The sequence below is a fragment of the Staphylococcus ureilyticus genome, from assembly GCF_002902235.1.
GTDB classification, from domain to species: domain Bacteria; phylum Bacillota; class Bacilli; order Staphylococcales; family Staphylococcaceae; genus Staphylococcus; species Staphylococcus ureilyticus.
On sequence record NZ_PPRL01000084.1, the window covers coordinates 15496 to 36178 of the forward strand.

Sequence of the window (20683 nt, forward strand, 5' to 3'; positions counted from 1 at the left end):
TATGAATGCATTTTATATTACTAAACGAATTTTCAAACAAACAATCAGAGACATACGTACGTTAATGTTATTACTAGTAGCACCTTTGCTAATATTAACATTACTGTATTATATATTTACAGTTTCAGATAACTCGAATGGTGTGAAAGTAGGCGTTCATGATATTCCTGCATCACTGAAGGATGAATTACAATCACAAGATATTACGATAGAAAATTTTAAGGACCATAAAAATATAGATGATAAAATAAAAGAAGATCAATTGACTGGTTTTATGTATATGCAAAATAATGAGTTAGAAGTCACTTTTGCTAATGATAATCCAACTGATAAGAGCATCATGGCTTCTACAAACCAAAAATGGTTAACCAATCATAATATGAATCAAATGAAAGAAAATACAGAATCATTAAAAAAGGCACTTGAAGAAGTTCAATCGCAAATGCCTGATAATGCTAATACAGGTCAAAGCATAACTGATAATCAGCAAAATATCAGCAAGCCAACAAAAGTTAATACACATTATTTATATGGGGATAAAGATGCTACATATTTTGATACAATTAATCCCATTTTAATAGGATTTTTCGTATTCTTCTTCACTTTTTTAATTTCTGGCATCGGTTTATTAAAAGAGAGAACTTCAGGGACGTTGGAACGGTTGTTGTCTTCACCAATTAAGCGCAGTCATATTATTTATGGTTATATAATGGGTTATGGTATTTTTAGCGTGATACAAACCTTTGTAGTAGTTATATATGCTATATATGTGTTAAATATAGCTGTTGCAGGTTCGATTTGGCTTGTCTTAGCTACAACGGTATTAACGGCCCTCGTAGCTTTAACTTTCGGTATACTGCTGTCTACTTTTGCATCATCAGAATTTCAAATGATCCAATTTATACCACTTGTAATTGTACCGCAAGTGCTATTTGCAGGATTAATACCAATATCGTCGATGAATATGGGGTTGCAATACTTTGCACATTTGATGCCACTATTCTATACGGGACAAGCTATGCAAGATGTCATGATTAAAGGATTTGGTATACAAGATATTTATATCAATTTATGTATATTATTTGGTATTTTTGTAGTGCTCTTGATATTGAATATTTTAGGAATGAAGCGTTATAGAAAAGTTTAAATATAGGTGGTATCAAAAATGAATCGAAATATTAAAGATATTGTGGAAGAAATTGTACCTAAGTTAGAACATTTAACTGAAAAGCAACGTTCAGTGATTGAAAGTGCCCTCGTACTCTTTAGTGAAAAAGGCTATAGTCAAACAAGTACAAGTGATATTGCGAAGCGGGCAGGTGTTGCTGAAGGTACAGTATACAAACAGTTTAAAAATAAAGAAGCATTCCTATATGCAGGTTTAGTGCCTATCATAAAAGATAATATAGCGCCAACTGTAGCAGAAGAATTCTTAAGTGAATTGAATCGTGCAAGCAACTTGGAAATATTTATAAATACATTTGTGGACAATCGTTCTCAATTTATTTATGAAAATAGAATGCTGATAAAGATATTCTTTAATGAGGCTATGACAAGTAAAACATTTCAGTCAGTTTTATTAGAAATATTTAATAAGCGTTTAGTTGCTCATTTAAAGCCGATAATCAATAAGATGATACGTTGTGGTGAAATGCGAGATGTCGAAGCGGAGTTTTTTGTACGTAGTTTAATTGCTCAAACAATCAATTTGAATATTAGTTGTTTAATTGATTTGAATTATCAATGTGACGATGCGTATGAAAAACATTTACTTTTTACAAAAGAAAGTCTTTACTACATGTTTAAAGCCTAACAATATAATAGCTTATTTAAAATAAAGAAAGTAGAACAGAAATGGAAGTTAGCATCTCCGTTCTACTTTTCTTTTTTTATTTTCTAGGTATACCAATAACGTGTCCTAGTTGTGATGGCGGATTAAACGGCGTTTGCATATTAAAAGCTGCTTGTATTTTCTCTAGTATAGGTTGAGGGAACGCCATGCTCCGACGTGTAACTTTACTAACACCTATCATGATAACTTCATATGTAGCAATACGCTCATCATTGTCATTATACATTGTCAGGAATAAATGTACTCTTTTCGCATCATAATCATAAATATGTACTTTGACATAAAAGGCATCATCTAACACAAGTTCTTTTAAAAATGAAATATGTGCCTCCAAACTAAAAATGGTAATTTCATGTGTTTGTCGATAAGAAACATATAAGTCGACTGATTCAAAAAAGCCAACGACAACATCACTGAAAATGGAATAATATTGTGCATCATGCATATGGTTATTATTATCTATCCAAGATGGTTGCACGGTGTTTTTATAAATGTATTCCTCTGCCACAAAATCACTCCTCGAGTAAAAATTAATAGTAACCTATATTATTGTAACAACATTAAACAGTTTAAGTTAGTATTTTGATTGAATCTAAGCATAATTCAGCATTAATTATTAAAAATGCGAGCATTGATAAACAAATGTAAGTAAGTTATTATAAAAATGTAAACGCTTGCATTTTGTATGTTTTAAGTTTATATCAGTATTTATAAATTTAAAATAAAAGATATAAAAATTTTGAATTTAAACAGAATTCGGTAGGTAACAAAGGTTTGGGTGACTAGGAAAAAGGGGTACAGACTTAAGGTTCTGTGAAAACCACAAACATATTTTAAGCTCGTTCATCCTATATCAAGATCAAAGATGCAAGCGAGCAAAGTAGTGTTATAGACATTTGTAAATGTTTATAAATGAAATTCAATGTAACTTTAGCGAAGGGGATTTATATGAAAAGGATATTTTTAATAGGTAGTGCATTCATTGGTATCATCGTGGGTGCAGGGTTTGCCTCAGGTCAAGAAATACTACAGTATTTTACTAGCTTTGGAACGTTAGGTATACTCGCGGGAATTGTTTCTACCGTGTTATTCGCTTACGTAGGTATGATGTTAGTTTGGCTAGGTAGTATATTTAAAGCTGAAGGTCATAACGACGTGATACATAAATTGACTGGTGGTACAATGTTTGGCAAAGTGATTGCATGGTTAGTAGACATTGTGCTCATTATTGCCTTATTTGGATTTGGTGTCGTTATGCTTGCAGGTGGAGGTTCGAATTTTGAACAACAATTTGGCATACCAGCTGTGTACGGTACCGCTCTTATGGTTATCTTAGTACTTGTATTTGGAATGTTACGTGTGGATAACGTTGTAAAAGTGATTGGTAACATTACGCCGCTATTGATTATCTGTATTGTTATCGTTGCGATATATTGTTTATTTACGATGTCAGGTTCATTTAGTGAATTGGATACATTGGCTAAAAGTCATACCTCAGCTGTCCCACATTGGTTTATCGCAGGTGTGAATTATGTCTCACTTAATGTAGGATTAGGTGCATCAATGTCAATTGTCATGGGAGGCAATGAGAAAAATAGTAAAATAGCGGCATGGGGCGGTTTAGTTGGCGGTATAGTATTAGGTTTAATGATTATGATTAGCCATTTGGCAATTTTTTCTAAGATTGAAACAGTTGGGCACTTGCCGTTACCAATGTTAGGATTAGTCAATGATATTTCACCTATATTAGGCGTATTCATGTCAATTGTTATTTATTTAATGATTTTTAACACATGCCTAGGTATGTTTTACTCATTAGCTACACGTTTCACTGAAATTGAAACGAAACAATTTAAAATATTTTATACGATATTCACTTTAATCGGTTTTGCAATTAGTTTTGCAGGTTTTACAGATTTAATGACATTTTTCTATCCAGTAATTGGTTATATGGGAATCATTATTATAATCGTATTAATTTATGCACCATTTAAGGTGAGACGAATAAAAAAACAAGGTAAATCATTACAAGATTTGTAAAATATCATATGAAAATAGCTATATATTTTTATAGTATAAATGTTAAGCTAGCAGGTACGTATAAGAAATGATAATTATTGAAATCCGAAAGGAGCCAATCGCAAATGGTTTATGTGGCATTGTTGTTACTGATAATAGCGATTATATTATTGATTTATTCTATTGCACTGCTGATGGGGAAAGATGGATCATTATTTAGCTTGTTTACACATGAAGAAAAATCATTAAAAAAAGGACAAAAGCTAGCGATTTACATTGCGACAATTATATTGTTAGTAATTAGTATCGTATGGTTGCTAAATATTGTTTAAATGAATGGTAAAAAAGCTATTTAAATAATACGTGTTGATAAGGTATTGCAAATAGCTGGCTCAAACATAAACATTTTAAGATGAGCAATAGAGGAGGCTGGAACGGAGCACTTTGTCTTAGCCTCTGATTGTTAAATTAGTAGAAACTGACTGGCTCTGATGATATAAATGATAGCCTCAGTCAGGCACGGTCAAAATCAATATGTTGTATAAAAAGAGAACTAATCCATCTTTTGTATGGATTAGTTCTCTTTTGTATAAGTTAATTTGTACGTCTTATTATTTTTGACGTGAAGGTGGTTGTTTGATATTTGGCACAATGAAAATTAATATTTTCTTAAGAAATTGACTTCTCTATCAAAGATTTGATGTACAACATACGTTTGAACTGCATTTAAAATGCGCTCAATAATTTGTGTTTTATTTGATAGAATTCGAATACTGAAACCATGTGTTGGCAGTTGCGTAATGCCAACACGGCAATTATATACTTTTTGATAATGCTTGATGTGATCATATACATCATCAATAAAGGATTGATTTACTTCAGGATGTATGAAATAACATGAGCCTAAATGTGTATAGTCTTCCATATATCCTAGGCCATCAACCTTATTTTTAGTTGGATCAAGTAACAAATTATCAAAAGTTACGAGTTCATTATCAACATAAATTTCATTAAGCAGATGCATATATGTGTATGTGAAGGCTTTGTCTTCTTTTGAATAACCAGGTGTCAGTATATCTGTATAGAACAGTGAACCGCTTGCACTTAAATTAAACGTATTTTGTTGGAAAAATTTGGCGTTTTCAAATGCAATTATAGGATCGCCGACATATTCAATATAACCATTATCTTTAATGGTAAAATTTTGATATTGTTCGACATGATCATTTAATGTTTTATAAATTTTTGTCGCACCTTGTGAAGTTAGCGTCACATGTGCATTTTCTTCTGCTGTAAAATCCATCTTGTAACGGTCACCATCTAAATAACCACCGCCTACATTTACAATATAAAATGTAGGTATATCTGAGCCGTTTAAGTAGACTGGGCGTATGACTTTTAATGCTTTTTCAAAAAAGATATTACGCGCTACAGATTTTCTACCATTATTAAAAATGGTTAAATCTAATATGCCAGTCCATTTTTGTTGTGCATCGGCCATTAAGCTAAACCTTTAAGAAAGACGTCTTGATCTATCCATTCGATAACCTTATCTAAGCCTTCATCTGTTTTAAGATTAGTAAATGCAAATGGTCTTTTGCCTCGGAATGTTTCTGTATCTTCGGCCATACGTTCTAATGAAGCACCAACATATGGAGCTAAATCGGTTTTGTTAATTACAAAGAAATCAGATTTAATCATGCCTTGTCCGCCTTTACGAGGAATTTTTTCCCCTTGGGCAACGTCGATAATATAAATAGAAAAATCGACTAACTCTGGGCTGAAGGTCGCAGCAAGGTTGTCACCGCCAGATTCGATAAAGATTAAATCGATATCGTCATTGCGTTTTTTTAATTCATCGATTGCAGCAAAGTTCATTGAAGCATCTTCACGAATTGCTGTATGTGGGCAGCCGCCTGTTTCGACCCCGATAATGCGGTCTGCAGGTAACACACCGGAATTGACTAAAATCTTTTCATCTTCTTTTGTATAAATATCGTTAGTAATGACTCCGATACTAAATTCTTTAGATAATTGTTTTACTAATTTTTCGATAAGTTGTGTTTTCCCTGCACCTACAGGGCCACCGACACCTATTTTAACTGTCTCTGTCATTTTAAATGCCCTCCTAAGATATAAATATTCTTACGTTTACGTTTTCATGTTCCATCTGGTTGATTTCTAATCCGGGTGCAGTGATACCTAGTTGTGATTCATCTAATGTCATAATATGATTTCTCGTATTTTTCATAAAGGGAATCATATCATGCACGATTCTTTGACCAGCAGTTTGTCCTAAAGGAATTGCACGAACGGCGTTTTGTGTTAAACTCGAAACATTTTGGTATAAATAGTAATCGATAATCATTTCAATATCGACACCCAAATGGTGACCGAGCATCGTAAAACAAATCGCAGGATGCAATTTTGCATTTTTATTTTTGTTTTGCGCTTGATACCACTTTAACCATTCACTATCATAAAGTTCTGCTGCTAATTTGACCATGCGGTTACCCATTTGTTTTGAACCTTGTCTGGTTTCTTTAGGTAGGTTTTGTACAAAAAGTATTTTATCTAAATACAAGATTTTTTCTGTGTTCTGATGATTGAGTGCATCATAGACAAGACGCATCGTTAAACCATCAGCAAACGAAAGTTGTTCATTTAAGAATAATTCAAGCCATTGTTTAAATGATGCTTCATCATGAACAATATCTCTTTGGATATATGTCTCAAGTCCGAATGAGTGACTGAAAGCGCCTGTTGGAAATTGAGAATCACAAAATTGAAAAAGGCGCAAATGTGCATGATCAATCATGTGAATGACCTATATGTCTGAATGCTTGATTTACTTTTCTATCTTCGTGGCTATAGGGTATGCCTAATTCTTTCAGTAAATCCTCTACAAGATAGTCATATTGTACAAGCATCTCTGTTTCTGTGAATTGTGCTGGCAAATGTCGATTACCTAATTGATGTGCAATGTCACCCATTTCTTGTAATGTGCGTGGCTTGATAACTAATAAATCTTCTGAATTGACGTCTATAATAATCATATTTGTATCGTCTTGATATAAAATATCACCATATTGTAAATCGATTGGCTGTTTTAAACGAATACCAATTTCATTACCATGATCTGTTGTAACGCGTTGAATACGTTTCACTAAGTCAGAATTTTCAAGGTAAACTTTTTCAACATGTTTGTTTTTTTCATTTTGCGTAAGATTTGCAATATTACCTTTAATTTCTTCGATGATCATACTTTATCCTCCTAAAATAAGAAATAACGTTGTGTTAGTGGCAATTCAGTAGCTGGTTCACTTGTTATTTTCTCGCCATCGACAAATACTTCATAAGTTTGTGGATCCACATCTAGTTTAGGTGTAGCGTTATTATTTTTCATATCTGCTTTAGATAAATTACGAATGTTTTTAACTGGTCTTAATTTACGTTGTAATCCTAAACTTTTACCAATATCATTTTCGTAAGCTGTAGACGAAACGAAAGTGATGGCAGTACTTTGCATATTACCACCTAATTGGCCGTACATATTACGGTATTTGAGCGGTTCAGAAATTGGAATAGAACCATTAGCATCACCGTTGATTGCTGTACTAATCATACCACCCTTAAGTACTACTTCAGGTTTAACACCGAAGAACGCTGGGTCCCACATCACAATATCTGCGAGTTTACCTTCATCAATAGACCCAACATATTCTGAAATACCATGCGTGATTGCAGGATTAATTGTGTACTTCGCAATATAACGTTTGATTCGATTATTATCGTTATATTCACCGTCTCCTTCAAGTGCGCCACGCTGTTCTTTCATGCGATGAGCCACTTGCCATGTACGTGTAATTACTTCACCCACACGTCCCATAGCTTGAGAGTCTGAACTAACCATACTAAATACCCCTAAGTCTTGTAATACGTCTTCTGCAGCAATCGTTTCTTTACGAATACGTGAGTCAGCAAAAGCGACATCTTCAGGGATGGAAGCGTTAAGATGGTGTGTGATCATAACCATGTCTAAATGTTCATCAATGGTATTGTGTGTGTAAGGCAACGTAGGGTTAGTGGATGATGGTAAAATATTTGAGTATGAAGCTGACTTAATCAAGTCAGGTGCGTGTCCGCCACCAGCGCCTTCTGTATGGTACATGTGTAACACACGGTCTTTAACTGCAGCCATTGTTTCTTCCATAAAGCCGGCTTCATTTAAAGTATCTGCGTGTAAGGCTACTTGAATGTCATAGTCGTCTGCGACTTGTAGAGCATGATCTAAGGCAGATGGTGTTGCACCCCAGTCTTCGTGGACTTTAAGGCCAATGGCACCCGCATGTATTTGTTCTACGAGAGCCGTATGATTAACGGCTTGTCCTTTTCCAGTAAAGCCAACGTTTAATGGAATTTGTTCTGCCGCTTCTAACATGCGATGAATATACCAAGGACCTGGTGTAACGGTTGTTGCTTTTGAGCCTTCAGAAGCACCTGTACCTCCGCCAATCAATGTCGTTGTACCACTTTCTAGTGCAACGAGTGATTGTTCTGGGTTAATGAAGTGGACGTGTGTATCAAGGGCACCCGCAGTTATGATTTTACCTTCTGCAGCAATAACATCAGTTGTTGCTCCAATAACAATATCAACATTATCCATAATATCAGGGTTGCCTGCTTTACCAATTTTCATAATATACCCATTTTTCACACCGATATCTGCTTTGATTACTTTGTCATAATCTAAGATTAACGCATTAGTAATCACTAAATCTGCAACTTTTTTATCGTCTCTTGTTACGTTAGGGTTTTGAGCCATACCGTCTCGGATGGACTTACCGCCACCGAAAGTAGCTTCGTCACCATAAGTAGCAAAATCTTTTTCGACTTTGGCGAATAAATTTGTATCACCGAGTCTAACTGAATCACCAATCGTTGGGCCATAAAGACTTGTATATTGAGATTGCGTCATTTTAAAACTCATTTTTTATACCCACTTTCTTTATTAGCATTATCTTCAGATAAATTAGCTTCATCGATAATTTCTGAGTCTTTAGTATAATCATCAGGTTTAACTACACGGGTTTCGTCTATCGGACCATTTACTTTGCCATGGAAACCATAAATATTACGTTTCCCTTTATATTCTACTAATTGAATTTCTTTTTCATCACCTGGCTCAAAACGAACTGCAGCACCTGCGGGTATATCTAAACGTTTGCCATATGCGTGTTCACGATTGAAATCTAAAGCAGGATTCACTTCGTAAAAGTGAAAGTGAGAACCAACTTGTATAGGTCGATCACCTGTGTTTTTTACTGTGATGACTGTGGCATGAAGCCCTTTGTTAACATCGATTTCTGTACGCTTAACAATAATTTCACCTGGTTTCATCAAGTATCCTCCTTTAGACTATCGGATGATGGACAGTAATTAATTTTGTACCATCAGGGAATGTTGCTTCAATTTCTAAATCAGTTAACATATCTGCAACACCTTCCATGACATCATCTTCACTTAATATTTGTTTTCCATAACTCATGAGTTCTGCGACTGATTTCCCATCGCGTGCGCCTTCTAATAATTCAAAACTAATGATAGCAGCTGCTTCAGGATAGTTTAATTTTAATCCTCTTTGTTGACGTCTACGTGCTAAATCGGATGCAATGACTAACATTAATTTATCTTGCTCACGTTGTGTAAAATGCACGTTGTTCACTCCCTTTCCAAAACTGTTGAAAACAACACTTATGTATAAGTGTCTACATTTTTATAATAAAGGGTTGCTAGGCTAACTACAAGAATTACACATTAGTGAAAATTGCAAAAATAACAAATTCAGTAAAATTTGAAAGACTTTTAATTATAGGTTGTATGATATAAGATAAATAACGTAAATTTTATAGAAATCAGGTGACATTGTGAATGCGATTCAAATATTATTAAAAAATATCGCGCAGGTTTTGTTGTTGAACAATGCATGGACAGGTTTATTTATCTTAATAGGCCTATTTGTAGGTAGTTGGAAAGTCGGTTTAATGGCACTTATTGCTAGTTTAATATCGTTATTATTAGCTAAACATACGAATTATTCAGAGGAAGAAATTAATAGTGGTTTGGCAGGGTTCAATCCAGTATTGACAGCAATTGCATTAACGTTATTTTTAGTACCTGAATGGTACAGCCTATTGATCGTCTTAGTTGCAATAGTCATAACAATGCCATTAGGATCTGCATTCAGGGAATTTTTCAAACCTTTTGGTGTACCAATGTTAACGATGCCATATGTGTTTGTAAGCTGGGTCGTTTTATTGATGTCTTTCCAATTCAAATTTGTAAATGCAGATGTAAAGATATTGCCTAACACAGTCAAAGAAATTACATTTTCGGGACATCAAATCGATTTTATCAGTGCCTTTTTATCAGGTTTTAGTGAAGTTTTTTTATTGAAAAGTGTTTTGGCAGGTACATTCATTTTAATTGGAATTTTTATTGCTTCCAGAAAAGCAGGATGCTACGCAATGATTGCTAATGTTATTGGCTTTGCAGCAGTTACAATACTCGGTGCAAATCATGATCAGATTAATGACGGTTTATTTGGATATAATGTCATTCTTACAGTTTTAGCGTTAGGCGTGGCATTTAAAACTAGAATTCCAAGGTATATGAGTATTGTACTTGGTGTTTTACTGACAGTGGTTATACATGCAGGCATGATTACATTACTAACACCATTTGGCTTACCTGTCTTTACCTTACCGTTTATTATTGCTACATGGATTATGTTATTCGCAGGTAATAGTATGCGTGTACAAAAATAAGTAACCACTGAGGCATGCGGTTTAATTAAATGTACAAACTAAGTATAATGAAAGAGGATGAACTTTGATTATGCGTTTATTATTTAATAAAAATTGTTGAAAAGAGGTATATTTATGAAAAAAATCATCACAGTATTAGCTTCTGCAGCAGTGATTTTGGCTGGTTGTAGTGGCTCTAACAGCGAGTCTAAAGGCAAAACTTTAGACGTAGAGTTACCTTTGAAAACGACATCTATCGCACCATATGAAACGGATGTGCCTGTGAAAATAGGTGCTGCAGAATCATTATTTAAAGCGACATCTGATGGCAAAGTTCAAAAGTTGTTAGTTAAATCTTATGATCAAACATCACCGACTCAATTAGATTTAACATTAAAAGATAATATTAAATTCCAAAACGGTAAAAAGGTGACAGGCGAAGCGGTTAAAGCTAGCTTGGAGGAAAGTATTCAAAAAAGTGATTTAGTCAAAGGTTCACTACCGATCAAAGATATCAAAGTGGATGGACAAAAGTTGCAAATCACAACTAAATCCGCATATCCTGAGCTCATTTCAGAATTAGCTAGCCCATTCTCAGCTATTTATGATACTAAAGCTAAAGGAGATATCAATAAAACCCCTGTAGGCACTGGTCCATATCAAATCAAAGATTATAAACAATCACAGAAAATTCAATTGGACCGAAATAAAGATTATTGGCAAGGCAAACCTAAACTAGACCACGTCAATGTTACATATCAAGAAGACGGCAATGCCCGCACGAGTGATTTAGATTCTGGAAAAGCAGATGTCATTACAGATGTACCAGTTGAAAAAGTTAAATCATTAAAAGAGAGTGACAAGACAAAAATTTCATCTGTCTCTGGTTTTAGAACTGGATTATTATTATATAATCACACGAGTGACAAAATGACAAAGCAGGTTCGTGAAGCCTTAGATAAAGTCATTGATCGCAAGCGTATTACAGATAATGTTTCAAAAGGTTATGCAACACCAGCAACTGGACCATTCAACAATAAACTCGACTTTATAGAAAATAAAGATGTGCAAAAACAAGATATTGCGCAAGCTAAGAAAATAATGAAAGATGCTGGATATAGTGAAGCACACCCATTAAAGCTGACGATATCTACGTATAATGGTCGTCCCGAATTACCTAAAATTGCACAAGTGATTCAGTCAGATGCTAAAAAGGCAAATATTGATATCAAATTACGCAATGTGGATGACATACAGGGGTATTTAAAAGATAAAGAACAATGGGATGCCTCACTTTACAGCTTCGGTACAATCCCTAGAGGAGATACAGGTTATTTCTTTAACCAAGCTTATAAACCAAAAGGTGCAATTAATGCAGGGGGTTATGATAATCATAAGGTCACAGCATTAATAGATGAGTTAAATAAAACAGTGGATAAAGAAGAACGAAATCGCATTACCAATCAAATCATTGATATTACAAATGATGACATCGCAAACAGTTATATTTCTTACAATGACAATATCGTTGGAATGAATAAGGATGTAGAAAATTTAACTTCAACACCAGAAGGTATTTACCTTATTGATTATAAGGTTGATAAAAAAGAATGATATTAAAGCAGATACTTTCTAGAATTGGACAAATGATCATTGTATTGTTTGTCCTTTCTACTATTACTTTTATATTAATGAAACTTACACCCGGAGACCCAGTTGACAAGGTTTTGCACTTAGATGTAGCGAATGTTTCGAGTGATCAAATTGAAGCTACGAAAGAGCGATTAGGGCTTAATCAATCCCCGGTAATGCAATATTTTCAATGGTTAGGTCAAATAATACAATTGAACTTTGGTACTAGTTATCAAACTGGCGAACCTGTGATTAAGGAATTGATTTTCTATACACCTCCAACCTTAACGATTGCAATATTAACGATAGTTATCGTATTTCTAGTTGCCATTCCTTTGGGTATGTTAGCAGCTAAGCGTTATCATACTTGGGTAGATACATGGATAAGAATACTGACTTCATTTACAGTAAGTGTGCCTTCCTTCTTTTTAGGAACGATATTAATTTATATATTTGCACAACGATTAAATATACTTCCTTCATCAGGTTTAGATTCCATTGCTGGTTATATATTACCTGTCATTGCATTGAGTGTTGGAATGAGTGCATATTATGTAAGATTGATGCGTTCGACTTTAGTTGAATTGTATCAATCTAAAGAAGTTGAAGCGGCTAGATTAAGAGGGATGTCAGAACAATATATATTATGGAAAGATTTATTTAAGCCAGCTATTATTCCCGTGATTACTGTATTAGGAATGTCTGTTGGGAGTTTAATTGGTGGAACGGTAGTGATTGAAAATTTATTTGGTATACCGGGCCTAGGTCACTTTCTTGTGGATAGTATTAGAGCGAGGGACTATCCGGTAGTACAAGGTGCCGTTATCATGATTGGATGCTTTGTGGTGTTAGCCAATACGATTAGTGATTTGATACTTTTATGGATCGATCCTAAACGTCGTTTTAATAAAATCAATGATACATTAAAACGCCACGGTCAGGATGGTGATATGGAATGAAAGACATGAATAAAAGCAGTTTTATCTTTTACGTGTTTGGTATTTACGTATTGTTGCTCATCATTGCCCAATTTTTTATTTCAACAGATAGTGCTTTGGAGGTACATTTGAATCATACACTAGAGCTTCCTAGTAGTTCACACTGGCTAGGTACAGATGATTATGGTCGCGATTTACTAGCAAGAGTAATCATAGGTGCTAGATATACATTAATCATCAGTTTAATCACGTTGTTAATTACTGTAATAATCGGTGTACCATTGGGGCTTTTAGCAGGTTATAAAAAAGGCTTTGTTGATACTATAATCATGCGTGTTATTGACATAGGATTAAGTATTCCAGAATTTGTGTTAATGATTGCTATGGCAAGTTTCTTTAAACCTAGTATTTGGAATTTAGTGATAGCAATTACGATTATAAAATGGATGACATACACGCGACTGACACGTTCGATTGTAAGTAGTGAAATAGGGAAACCATATATTCAAATGGCTAAACTATTTAATGTGCCAACACATCGTATTATTTTTAAACATTTTTTCCCACAAGTGATGCCGTCTGTGATTGTATTAATGACCGTAGACTTTGGGAAGATTATACTTTATATTTCTTCACTCTCATTTCTAGGTTTAGGTGCACAACCACCTTCACCAGAGTGGGGAGCAATGTTAAATGCAGGTAGAGATTATATCAGTTCATATCCTTTACTATTGATTGTACCAGCGTTTCTAATCACATTAACTATTTTATTGTTTAATTTAACTGGTGATGCATTGAGAGATAAACTTTTAAAAAGAAAGCGTGATGTAGATGGCTAATAGTAACCTTTTAGCAATAGTGAACTTAACCATCACAGATAACAGCGGACAAAGACTTGTAGATCAACTTGATTTAGCATTACGAAAAAGTAAAGTGAATGTTTTGGTGGGTGAAAGCGGTTCCGGAAAAAGTTTAACTGCAAAAGCACTTGTGCAACAAGTTCCTAATATGCTAACCGCACATTTTGATTCACTAGTTTACAAAGGGCAATCCATCACAGGTGTGCGTAATTTACTAGGAAAAGAAATTGGATTTATATCTCAGGATTATACACATAGTTTTAATGATCATACAAAATTAGGTAAGCAATTACTTGCGATTTATAAAATGCATTATAAGGTAGACAAAACAACGGCTAATAAGTTTGTAAAACAAGCACTTAAATGGGTGGATTTAGATCCAGAAACAGTGATGACGCGTTATAGATTTAACTTGTCAGGAGGTCAACTTGCAAGGGTGCAAATCGCCAGTGTTTTAATGTTAAAGCCAAGTGTTATTATCGCTGATGAACCTACAGCATCATTAGATGCAATCACTGGCTATAATGTGATGCATTTAATCAAACACTTAGCGGAAGTCCATAAGGTGACTTTATTGATGATTACACATAATTTATCCCATGTGCTCGATTTTAGTGACTGGATTAGTGTTATTCAACATGGTAAGGTCATAGACTTTAACCATGTACAAGCATTTAAAGATGGGAATGTAAAACCATACAGTCTTAAATTGTTTGATGCGCGTAGTCAGTTAAGGAAGGATGGCATAAATGATTAAGTTGAAACAGGTTAACTTTGCTTATAAAAATGCGCCCATTTTAAAAAATATTAACTTAACTATATCTCCAAATGAAAAACTAGGTATTGTTGGTGAAAGCGGTTCTGGTAAGACGACCTTGGCTCATATCATGCTAGGATTATTAACTGATTACCAAGGTTATTATTCAACACAAGGATTAAGTATGCTTCCAATATTCCAACATGCATATGACAGCTTTAATCCCAAATTCAAAATACAAACCGCGCTTGAAGAGCCATTACGATATTACAAAGGTTCACAATCAACATCAGATATTCGCTCAAATCTTAAATATTTAATGTCATACATGCAGTTAGAAGAAGTATTATTACAAAAATTTCCAGACGAGTTAAGTGGTGGTCAGTTACAACGATTTAACACCATACGCACGTTAATGCTAGAACCTGATATGTTAATCTGTGATGAAATAACAGCGAGCTTAGATGTCATCGCTGAACAAAGAATGATAAAAGTTTTGAAAGATTACTGTGATCAAACAAACAAAGGCATCATTATGATTTCTCATGATATCGCATTTTTAAATCAATTTGTTGAGCGTATTGTTGTTATGAAAGATGGAGAAATTGTCGATGATTTTATGATTACTAATTTATTTTCTGAAGATCGCCATCATTATACGAAAGCGCTACTTTCTCTATATTAAGCTGAGCAATAATTAAAGTACAATCAACAAATTTTTGTGGTTTGCTCAATATAAATGAAGTATAATATATAATTAAGCTCAGTTTAAATTGTAATTATATGAAAAGGGGATATTTATAAATGAAAAAATTATTATTACCATTACTTGCACTTATTTTGGTATTAGCAGCATGTGGTAATCAATCAGATAATGAATCATCAAAAAGTAAGAAAGAAACAAAGACGTATGTTCAAGATTCAGGGGATAAAGTGAAAATTCCTAAAAAACCTAAACGCATTGTCGTACTTGGGGCTACTTATGCAGGTGGCTTAAAACAACTTGATGGGAACATAGTAGGTGTAGCTAACATCGTGAATGATAGCAAAGTGTTAAAAGATAAATTTAAAGATGTTAAAAAAGTAGATGCAGAGAATGTGGAAAGTGTCGCAAAATTAAAACCAGATTTAATTATTACTTATAATACAGATAAAAATTTAAAAAAATTAAATAAAGTTGCTCCTACAATTGCCTTTGATTATTTGAAACATGATTACAAAGAGCAACATCAAGAATTAGGGAAAATTATAGGTAAGGAAAAACAAGCGAATGCATGGATTGATAAATGGGATAAAAAAACAAAAAATGATGGTAAAACAATAAAAGAAGCTATTGGTGAAAACACAACAGTTTCAATTATTAAAGATTTTGATAAAAAAGTGTATGCACTCGGTAAGACATACGGTCATGGTAGTGAAGTGTTGTATGATGCATTTGGCTTGAAAATGCCAGAGAATGTTGAAAAAGCTACTAAGAAAAATGATTTAGCTGATATCTCTGAAGAGGAAATTCCAGATATGGCGGGTGATTACGTGGTTACACCTGTCGCTAAAGGAACTAAATTATCTTTTGAAAATAAAGATCTATGGAAAAGTACCGAGGCTGTCAAAAATGGACATACAATTAAAGTAGACGAGGGTATTTATTGGCTAAATGATCCTTACTCTTTAGAATATGAACGTAAAGATTTGAAAGATCAATTATTGAAAAAGCAATAAATATAAACCGGATTAATTTTATAAATTAAAACCATTTTAGTTACTATTAACAGTTTAAACACTAATAGAATTGAACTTATTTTATTAGTAGTTGTTGTTAGTACACTAAAATGGTTTTTGTATTATGCTCAATGATAAATAATGTCATAATTATATAGGGTTGATGAAAGCATATATAATTTTTAAAATGTTTTAAAATGAATGTAGGCAAATGGTTTAGAAAATAACAAAATGATTAGCTGTACATAGTAAGGGTTGTGAGTATCTAGTCTTTAACTCGATATTTTTATCCTTTAAACTAGAAAGAAAATGCTAAAAATTTTTAGTATATTGAATGATATAGATTGCCAAATTTATTGTTGAAGCCAAGTATTTATGTAGGTAGTGTTAGACAAAAACCAGAAGCTAGAATTAATATTTTTTGTACAACATCATTTAAGAATTAATTAATGAACTGAAGAAACTTTCAAATGTATGGTTAGTGGGGAGATATATCATGAAAAAGGAACAAAAAGTGGATAACTGGATTAAAATGACGAAATATATACATTATATTGAAGCGATGATCGAGAGAAAATTGAAAGAACAATACCATCTAAGTATTAAAGAGTTTTATGTATTATATGAAATTTATAAGTCAAAAAATAAAAAATACAAGATCAATGATTTGATAAAAGTGGTTGATTTAAGTCAAAGTGCGATGTCTAGACTTATTGTAAGAATGGAAAATACAGAGACTGCGCTTGTATATAGACAAGAGTGTGTAGAAGATCAACGAGCCATGTATATTTACTTAACTAGTAATGGAGAAAAAGTAACCCAAAAAGCACTTCATACTTACGACCAATTATTAAAGCAAGTGAATTTAAAGAGTATTAGAACACTAGCAAAAATGGATGATAGTGATTAATGTTTGTCGTAAGAAATAAAAATTTTAAAACTTTACGCTATTGAAATGTAAAAATGATTAAGTCATGCTTTCTAATGTATTTTATGTTTTACTATAAGTGTGTAATACATTGAAAAATTTGAAAAGGGAGAGAATGCTGATGGAAATTAACGCTGCATGGCTCAATTTACCAGTACAAGATTTGGAAGCAAGTGAAAAATTTTATGATACGATTGGGTTTACAATCAAAAAACATAAAGACATGATGAATAAAATGCGAGGTATTCAAACGAAAGATGGCCAAATCATTATGCTGATAGAAAAAGAACAATTTGAAAATGTTTCTAGAGTTTCATCTATAGGTAGCAATGAAGCATTAGTGTCACTTTCAGTTTCAACAAAACCTGAAGTTGATACGTTGGTTTCTTTAGTTGAACAGGCAGGTGGAAAAGTACTCGAAACAGGCACAGAACATGAAGGGTATTATGGGGCATTATTTAGTGATATAGATGGCCATTTGTTCAATGTCATTGTAATGTAATGACTTACAAGACAATCTCATCTTTGAATGATTTGTACAGGAATGGAAGGTGTAACATTTGATAAAAGCAATAGCGGTAGATAAAGATGGTACTTTTTTTAAATCTGATAATACCTTTGATGAAGCTTATTTCAATAAAATTTTTAAGAGCATGATGGACAGGGATATGAAATTTATCATTGCTAGTGGAAACCAATATGCGCAATTGCGTTCGTTTTTTCCTGACAAAGATCAGCAGATAGCATGTATAGCCGAAAATGGTGCAGTGACGTATCAAAATAACAAGTTAGAAGCGGCTGAATATTTTGATCAACAATTGGTATTTGACGTTTTGAATTTGATTATTAATCATTATCATATTGAAGATATTGTGTTAAGCGGGGTTAAAACGGCTTATGTATTAGAAAGTGTGAGTAACGACTTTTTATCATTTTTATATAAATATTATTTTAATATAACAAAAGTTACAGACTTTAACACAATTAATCAAGATAAATTTGTTAAAATTGCGCTTAGAATTAAAGACCCACTACTTTTAGATGAAGTGATGAGAGGCTTGACTGAACAATACGGAGAAGAAATAAAGCCAGTAACGAGTGGAAATGATAGTCTAGATTTAATATTACCTAAAGTGAATAAAGGTGTGGCGATTAAAACACTTTTAGATAAATGGAAGATTCAACCTCATGAATTGATGGCTTTTGGAGATGCAAATAATGATATAGAAATGTTAGCTATGACGCCAAATAGTTATGCAATGGCTGAATGTAGTCCAGAAGTGGCTGAAGTCGCAAATTACAAAGCACCATCTAATGATGAATCAGGTGTGTTGCAAGTCATTGAACGATATTTAAAACAAGCTAACAATATGACAAACTAAAACAACGACAAAAAACTCATTATTCCATTACGACATATCCTTACGAGAGATTTGTTAACAGAATAATGAGTTTTATTAATGGTGTAACATTATTTTATAATAAGTACAGGAATATTTGCGCTATTAGCGATTTTATGAGTAACATTACCTAGTACATTTTTTATGTCTGGTTTGGCACGTTTATTACTCATAACGACGATATCATAGTTGTTTTCTTCGATTTCATTTAATATTTCTTGTTTAATGTAGCCAGAACGAAACTTCACTTGGATTTTTAAGCCGAGTGATTCTAGTTTTTCTACAAAAGGTGATATCTCTTTGCCTTTTTCTTCAGCTAATTCTTCAAAATGTTTGCCATCATAGCGAACTGAGGTTTGTAAATCACCTTCAGGTATCACGTTGAAAATAGTGATTTTTGCATTATCAACACCAGTAGTTAAATTTTGTAATTCTTGGGGAACATTATTAAAAGAATTATCAAAGTCATATGCTAACAATATATTTTTATACATTTTAGCGCCTCCTTCAGTAATTATTTACCCTATATAATAAAAAATTATCATAATTTCACTATTAATATTTTACAATAAATAATTCGATTAGAAAAACTAAAATATTTTACACATCTAATCCTATGATATCACTGACATGATTATATCCATTGTTTTGCAAATATTGTACGAGTTGTTTGTTCATTTTTTTAGTTAATCCGGGGCCTTCAAATACGAGAGAACTATAAATTTGCACCAATGTTGCACCATGACGTAACATTTTGATGACATCATTCACTGTGGAAATACCGCCCGTTCCAATGATTAAAAACTGCCCCTGCGTTTCCCTATATGCTTGTGCAATAAGTTTTAAATTACGTTCGAATAAAGGTTTACCACTTAACCCACCAGTTTCTTTTTGATTAATGGAGTGTAACTGTTCACGTTTTTGCGTAGTGTTAGCTAAAATGATGCCATCAAACGTTTGTGTGATAGGTTTAAGCATTTGTGATAAACCTTCTGGACTAAGATCAGATGTTAATTTAATAAAAATAGGTACATCTAGTTCATGCTGGATTTTGTAATTTTGTATAGCAGAACATAATTGAGAAAATTCATTTTTATCATGAAAACTTTGTAAGTTTTCCGTGTTAGGCGAACTGATATTAACAGTGAAAAATGTAACGTCATTTTTAAATGTGTCGATGACTTTTATATAATCTTGATAACGTGATTCATATGGTGTTGTTTTATTTACACCTACATTTATACCAATAGGTGTATGGTAACTAAATTTTCTTAAGTTGCTCAATGCTTTGTTCATACCTAAATTGTTGAATCCCATACGATTGATCAGAGCATGGTCCTCTACTAAACGATACATGCGTGGTTTAGCATTGCCAGGTTGTGGTTTAGGTGTTATTCCGCCTAATTCTAAAGTACCAAAACCTACTTTATCTAATGCTTTAGGAACTTCACAAGATTTATCAAATCCTGCAGCTAATCCAATTGGATTTTCAAAATGAATCCCTTTCATATTTTGCGATAATATCGGATGTTGATAATGAAATAATTTTTCAAGTATCGGCAACAATTTAGTATGTTTTTGTGGGATTTTAAGAGCATTTATCGTCATGCCATGCGCCTTTTCAGGGTCTAATTGAAATAATATAGGTTTAATTAACTTGTACATGTTGTCATCGCTCCATTTGTTTAAATTAGTAGTAGATGAAATGATTTGTCTTTAATAGACTAGCATTTTAGCATTCATATGCCTAGTGTAAATAAGTAATGTTAATA

24 protein-coding genes are annotated in these 20683 nt (G+C 33.1%); 14 read left to right on the forward strand and 10 right to left on the reverse strand.

What is annotated here, in order from left to right; all coding sequences use genetic code 11:
- Position 1: 1 nt before the first annotated feature.
- Both CD150_RS08505 and CD150_RS08510 read left to right on the forward strand, forming a co-directional pair.
- Positions 2–1147, forward strand: a complete 1146-nt coding sequence (locus CD150_RS08505) for an ABC transporter permease (RefSeq protein ID WP_073344385.1) — start codon at positions 2–4, stop codon at positions 1145–1147.
- Positions 1148–1165: 18 nt separating this feature from the next.
- Positions 1166–1813 (forward strand): TetR/AcrR family transcriptional regulator, encoded by a 648-nt coding sequence (locus tag CD150_RS08510; RefSeq protein ID WP_103161492.1) that lies wholly within the window; start codon positions 1166–1168, stop codon positions 1811–1813.
- Positions 1814–1889: 76 nt separating this feature from the next.
- Here CD150_RS08510 and CD150_RS08515 read toward each other — a convergent pair whose 3' ends face one another.
- Positions 1890–2360 carry a thioesterase family protein gene (locus tag CD150_RS08515; RefSeq protein ID WP_046206684.1) on the reverse strand — a complete coding sequence of 157 codons (471 nt, stop codon included), beginning with the start codon at positions 2358–2360 and terminating at the stop codon, positions 1890–1892.
- 440 nt (positions 2361–2800) lie between these two features.
- Between CD150_RS08515 and CD150_RS08520 the strand changes: the two genes are divergently transcribed.
- Both CD150_RS08520 and CD150_RS08525 read left to right on the forward strand, forming a co-directional pair.
- Positions 2801–3892 carry a YkvI family membrane protein gene (locus tag CD150_RS08520; RefSeq protein ID WP_046206685.1) on the forward strand — a complete coding sequence of 364 codons (1092 nt, stop codon included), beginning with the start codon at positions 2801–2803 and terminating at the stop codon, positions 3890–3892.
- 104 nt (positions 3893–3996) lie between these two features.
- A complete protein-coding gene (locus tag CD150_RS08525) occupies positions 3997–4203 on the forward strand; it encodes a hypothetical protein (protein ID WP_046206686.1) in 207 nt (68 codons plus the stop codon).
- A 326-nt stretch (positions 4204–4529) separates the two neighbouring features.
- Here the strand turns inward: CD150_RS08525 and CD150_RS08530 are convergent, their stop codons facing one another.
- The 7 genes from CD150_RS08530 to CD150_RS08560 are packed head-to-tail and all read right to left on the reverse strand — an operon-like array spanning position 4530 to position 9587.
- The gene (locus CD150_RS08530; protein WP_073344378.1) at positions 4530–5372 is read right to left on the reverse strand and encodes an urease accessory protein UreD; all 843 of its coding nucleotides are present in this window, start codon (positions 5370–5372) and stop codon (positions 4530–4532) included.
- Positions 5372–5986, reverse strand: coding sequence for an urease accessory protein UreG (gene ureG / locus CD150_RS08535; RefSeq protein WP_073344375.1), 615 nt, complete (start codon positions 5984–5986; stop codon positions 5372–5374). The genes CD150_RS08530 and ureG overlap by 1 nt, the downstream gene beginning before the upstream one ends.
- A 13-nt stretch (positions 5987–5999) precedes the next feature.
- Positions 6000–6689: an urease accessory protein UreF gene (locus CD150_RS08540; RefSeq protein WP_073344372.1), complete on the reverse strand. Its 690-nt coding sequence runs from the start codon at positions 6687–6689 to the stop codon at positions 6000–6002.
- Complete coding sequence (gene ureE, locus CD150_RS08545; protein ID WP_064209209.1) at positions 6682–7134, reverse strand: urease accessory protein UreE; 453 nt, start codon at positions 7132–7134, stop codon at positions 6682–6684. The genes CD150_RS08540 and ureE overlap by 8 nt, the downstream gene beginning before the upstream one ends.
- A gap of 11 nt (positions 7135–7145) precedes the next feature.
- Positions 7146–8861 carry an urease subunit alpha gene (gene ureC / locus CD150_RS08550; RefSeq protein ID WP_073344369.1) on the reverse strand — a complete coding sequence of 572 codons (1716 nt, stop codon included), beginning with the start codon at positions 8859–8861 and terminating at the stop codon, positions 7146–7148.
- Positions 8858–9271 carry an urease subunit beta gene (locus tag CD150_RS08555; RefSeq protein WP_070658020.1) on the reverse strand — a complete coding sequence of 138 codons (414 nt, stop codon included), beginning with the start codon at positions 9269–9271 and terminating at the stop codon, positions 8858–8860. The genes ureC and CD150_RS08555 overlap by 4 nt, the downstream gene beginning before the upstream one ends.
- A 13-nt stretch (positions 9272–9284) precedes the next feature.
- The gene (locus CD150_RS08560) at positions 9285–9587 is read right to left on the reverse strand and encodes an urease subunit gamma (protein ID WP_046206693.1); all 303 of its coding nucleotides are present in this window, start codon (positions 9585–9587) and stop codon (positions 9285–9287) included.
- 211 nt (positions 9588–9798) lie between these two features.
- On the opposite strand from CD150_RS08560, the gene yut reads away from it, so the two are divergent.
- From yut to CD150_RS08610, 10 genes are all read left to right on the forward strand, one after another.
- Entirely contained in the window at positions 9799–10698 is a 900-nt protein-coding gene (gene yut / locus CD150_RS08565; protein WP_064209211.1) for an urea transporter, read from the forward strand.
- 114 nt (positions 10699–10812) lie between these two features.
- Complete coding sequence (gene nikA, locus CD150_RS08570) at positions 10813–12291, forward strand: nickel ABC transporter substrate-binding protein (RefSeq protein ID WP_103161493.1); 1479 nt, start codon at positions 10813–10815, stop codon at positions 12289–12291.
- Positions 12288–13268 carry a nickel ABC transporter permease gene (gene nikB, locus CD150_RS08575; RefSeq protein WP_073344363.1) on the forward strand — a complete coding sequence of 327 codons (981 nt, stop codon included), beginning with the start codon at positions 12288–12290 and terminating at the stop codon, positions 13266–13268. The genes nikA and nikB overlap by 4 nt, the downstream gene beginning before the upstream one ends.
- Complete coding sequence (nikC, locus tag CD150_RS08580; RefSeq protein WP_073344360.1) at positions 13265–14086, forward strand: nickel transporter permease; 822 nt, start codon at positions 13265–13267, stop codon at positions 14084–14086. The genes nikB and nikC overlap by 4 nt, the downstream gene beginning before the upstream one ends.
- Positions 14079–14864, forward strand: coding sequence for an ATP-binding cassette domain-containing protein (locus tag CD150_RS08585; RefSeq protein WP_073344358.1), 786 nt, complete (start codon positions 14079–14081; stop codon positions 14862–14864). The genes nikC and CD150_RS08585 overlap by 8 nt, the downstream gene beginning before the upstream one ends.
- Positions 14857–15549, forward strand: a complete 693-nt coding sequence (locus CD150_RS08590; RefSeq protein WP_073344356.1) for an ABC transporter ATP-binding protein — start codon at positions 14857–14859, stop codon at positions 15547–15549. Before CD150_RS08585 ends, CD150_RS08590 begins: the two co-directional genes overlap by 8 nt.
- Positions 15550–15668: 119 nt before the next feature.
- Positions 15669–16583 carry an ABC transporter substrate-binding protein gene (locus CD150_RS08595; RefSeq protein ID WP_073344354.1) on the forward strand — a complete coding sequence of 305 codons (915 nt, stop codon included), beginning with the start codon at positions 15669–15671 and terminating at the stop codon, positions 16581–16583.
- 496 nt (positions 16584–17079) lie between these two features.
- Positions 17080–17493 (forward strand): MarR family winged helix-turn-helix transcriptional regulator, encoded by a 414-nt coding sequence (locus CD150_RS08600; protein WP_064209217.1) that lies wholly within the window; start codon positions 17080–17082, stop codon positions 17491–17493.
- 139 nt (positions 17494–17632) lie between these two features.
- Positions 17633–18013: a VOC family protein gene (locus CD150_RS08605; protein WP_073344351.1), complete on the forward strand. Its 381-nt coding sequence runs from the start codon at positions 17633–17635 to the stop codon at positions 18011–18013.
- 58 nt (positions 18014–18071) lie between these two features.
- Complete coding sequence (locus CD150_RS08610; RefSeq protein WP_073344348.1) at positions 18072–18893, forward strand: Cof-type HAD-IIB family hydrolase; 822 nt, start codon at positions 18072–18074, stop codon at positions 18891–18893.
- Positions 18894–18982: 89 nt separating this feature from the next.
- Here the strand turns inward: CD150_RS08610 and CD150_RS08615 are convergent, their stop codons facing one another.
- The gene (locus CD150_RS08615; RefSeq protein WP_070037261.1) at positions 18983–19405 is read right to left on the reverse strand and encodes a universal stress protein; all 423 of its coding nucleotides are present in this window, start codon (positions 19403–19405) and stop codon (positions 18983–18985) included.
- A gap of 106 nt (positions 19406–19511) precedes the next feature.
- The gene (locus CD150_RS08620) at positions 19512–20576 is read right to left on the reverse strand and encodes a quinone-dependent dihydroorotate dehydrogenase (RefSeq protein WP_073344344.1); all 1065 of its coding nucleotides are present in this window, start codon (positions 20574–20576) and stop codon (positions 19512–19514) included.
- Positions 20577–20683 lie beyond the last annotated feature (107 nt).